3 protein-coding genes are annotated in these 2,677 nt (G+C 51.8%); all 3 read right to left on the reverse strand.

The genetic code is table 11. The features are described 5' to 3' along the window. Positions 1-156: 156 nt before the first annotated feature. A complete protein-coding gene (gene fis / locus AJE_RS12695) occupies positions 157-447 on the reverse strand; it encodes a DNA-binding transcriptional regulator Fis (protein WP_008607059.1) in 291 nt (96 codons plus the stop codon). Positions 448-464: 17 nt separating this feature from the next. Beyond that, positions 465-1,436, reverse strand: coding sequence for a tRNA dihydrouridine synthase DusB (gene dusB, locus AJE_RS12700; RefSeq protein ID WP_008951203.1), 972 nt, complete (start codon positions 1,434-1,436; stop codon positions 465-467). Positions 1,437-1,689: 253 nt separating this feature from the next. After that, positions 1,690-2,571, reverse strand: a complete 882-nt coding sequence (gene prmA, locus AJE_RS12705; RefSeq protein WP_008951204.1) for a 50S ribosomal protein L11 methyltransferase — start codon at positions 2,569-2,571, stop codon at positions 1,690-1,692. Positions 2,572-2,677 lie beyond the last annotated feature (106 nt).

Consider the following 2,677-nt stretch of genomic DNA (forward strand, 5'->3'; position numbering starts at 1 on the left):
GTCGTTTATTTAGAATAACTAAACCGCACTCCTCGTTTCGCGATCAAAGCGCCGCCAGTGCGAACAAAATCTAAGCAGCAAACGTCAACACGCCCTAAGTTTAGCCAATAAAAAAGCACCCGAAGGTGCTTGTAGCGGGGCCGACCCCGCGTGGCATTATGACATGCCGTATTGTTTTAACTTTTTGCGCAGCGTGCCGCGGTTGATACCCATCAGGTTAGCGGCACGGGTTTGGTTGCCGCGGGTATACTTCATTACTTCTTCCAGTAATGGCCGCTCTAATTCAGATAATACCAGCTCGTACAGATCGTTAACGTCCTGGCCGTTTAACTGTTGCAGGTAATTGGCAACAGCTTTTTGGACGGCACTGGATAAGGCCTGTGGCTTTTCCTGAGACTGAACGTGGGCGTTAGTGATAAATGGCGAAGTAACGTTCGAATTAAACATTGCTTTTCTCTTTTACGTTAGGTTGCTGCTAGTTTATGAAAATAGCTATTTAAGGCATCCAGCTGCACATTGGCATGCTCAATACCGTTGAATTCACTACGAAATAACCCGTCCGGATCATGCTCTGCCAGGTACCAGCCCACATGTTTGCGGGCGATACGGGCACCGGCATAGTCACCATATAACTGGTGCAAGCCCTGCACATGTTCCAGCATGATTTGCTGCACTTCGCTAACCGAAGGCGCAGCCAGTTTCTCCCCTGTTGCCAGATAGTGCACCACTTCCCGGAAAATCCATGGCCGACCCTGGGCCGCGCGACCAATCATAATGGCGTCGGCGCCGGTGTAGTCGAGCACGAATTGCGCTTTTTCCGGTGAGGTTATATCACCATTGGCGATGACCGGTATCTTCACCTGCTGCTTAATCGCAGCAATAGTATCGTACTCGGCTTCTCCTTTATACATACAGGCTTTGGTGCGGCCATGCACCGCCAGCGCCTGAATGCCGTTATCCTCGGCAATGCGGGCGATTTGCACGCCATTGCGATGTTCCGGGTCCCAGCCAGTGCGGATCTTCAGTGTTACCGGTACCTTAACGGCCTGTACCACTGCCCGCACGATTTGCTCTACCAGCTCCGGGTATTGCAACAGGGCTGAGCCTGCCAGCTTTTTATTCACCTTTTTCGCCGGGCAACCCATATTAATGTCGATAATATCGGCGCCGATGTCGACGTTATACTGCGCGGCGGCAGCCATTTGTTCCGGATCGCTGCCGGCAATTTGCACTGAGCGAATGCCAGACTCCTGGCGATGGCCCATCCGATTTTGTGACTTTTCGCTTTGCCAGACCTGCGGACTGCTCGACAGCATCTCTGACACAGCTAAAGCCGCACCAAACCGGCGGCAGAGTTCACGAAAAGTGTGATCGGTTACCCCAGCCATCGGAGCGCAGATCACCTGATTCGCTAACTGATATGGACCTATGCGCACCACTGATTCCAAGGCTCTGTCCTCAAGGGGCGCTAAGTTTACGGATTTTTACCACTAAAGCAAAGGCTGTTTTTTAAACAATTTTTGCTTTTTTTTGCCCTTTCAGGGATTGACATTCCCTAAAAGGCTGAAAATAAGTGTTTTCCGAAAAGCAGGCCCGCGAATTTACTGCATGTCATTAAAAGATAATTTAACTGTTGCTGTTTTTTGCAACAGTAGCCAGCAAAACATAATCGGCTGAATTGGGCCTGAATCAGGCGATTTTTCGTGCGCTTAAGCGCACCCATTCTTCCTGTACCGCGATAGGGTCAAACGCAAATTCGCTGGCATAGGCCGCCATGACGCTTTGCGCCTGACTCTCCAGAATACCGGATAACGCCAGTAAACCGCCCGGCTTAACATAGGCGCTGATAACGGCAGAGAGTTCCGCCAACGGGCCGGCCAGGATATTGGCCACCACCACATCGGCCTGTAAGCAGGGTTGATCTTTGGGTAAATACAGCTCAATTTGCCCGGCTACGCCATTGCGCTCGGCGTTGGCTTTAGAGGCCATAATCGCCTGCGGGTCAATATCGATACCGACCACCCGGCTGGCGCCAAGTTTCAGCGCGGCAATGCCGAGAATGCCCGAGCCGCAGCCAAAATCGACCACGGTTTGTGCCGGTTCGATATGCTTATCCAGCCATTGCATACAAAGTGCGGTGGTAGGGTGGGTACCGGTACCGAAGGCCAGGCCCGGATCCAGCAGCACATTAACGGCAGTCGGGTCCGGAATATCGCGCCAACTGGGGCAAACCCATAAGCGCTTGCCAAATTTAATCGGGTGGAAGTTATCCATCCACTCGCGTTCCCAGTCTTTATCTTCCAGCTGTTCCAGCTTATAGCTGAGGCCTTCTTTAAACAGCGCCGTGCTTTCAAGCTGCTTCAGCACTTTTTGCATCGGGTGTTCGGCATCGAATAAACCCATTACCACGGTATTTTCCCAGTACAGGATTTCCCCCGGCAGCGGCTCATAAATTGGCGTATCTTTGGCATCAAGAAAGGTTACTGCCTGGGCGCCCCAGCTCATCAGCATATCGCTGACCTGCTCGGCTTTTTTCTCAGTGGTGGTGACCCGCAGTTGGATCCAGGGCATGATAAAACCTCAGCTCGCCAATAAAGGGGCGATATTGTATACCCAAACGCCGGATTTTGCTCGTCACGAAACCAGGAAAATAAAAAAAGGAGCCATGCAGGCTCCT

The organism is Alishewanella jeotgali KCTC 22429, from assembly GCF_000245735.1.
Lineage (GTDB): Bacteria > Pseudomonadota > Gammaproteobacteria > Enterobacterales > Alteromonadaceae > Alishewanella > Alishewanella jeotgali.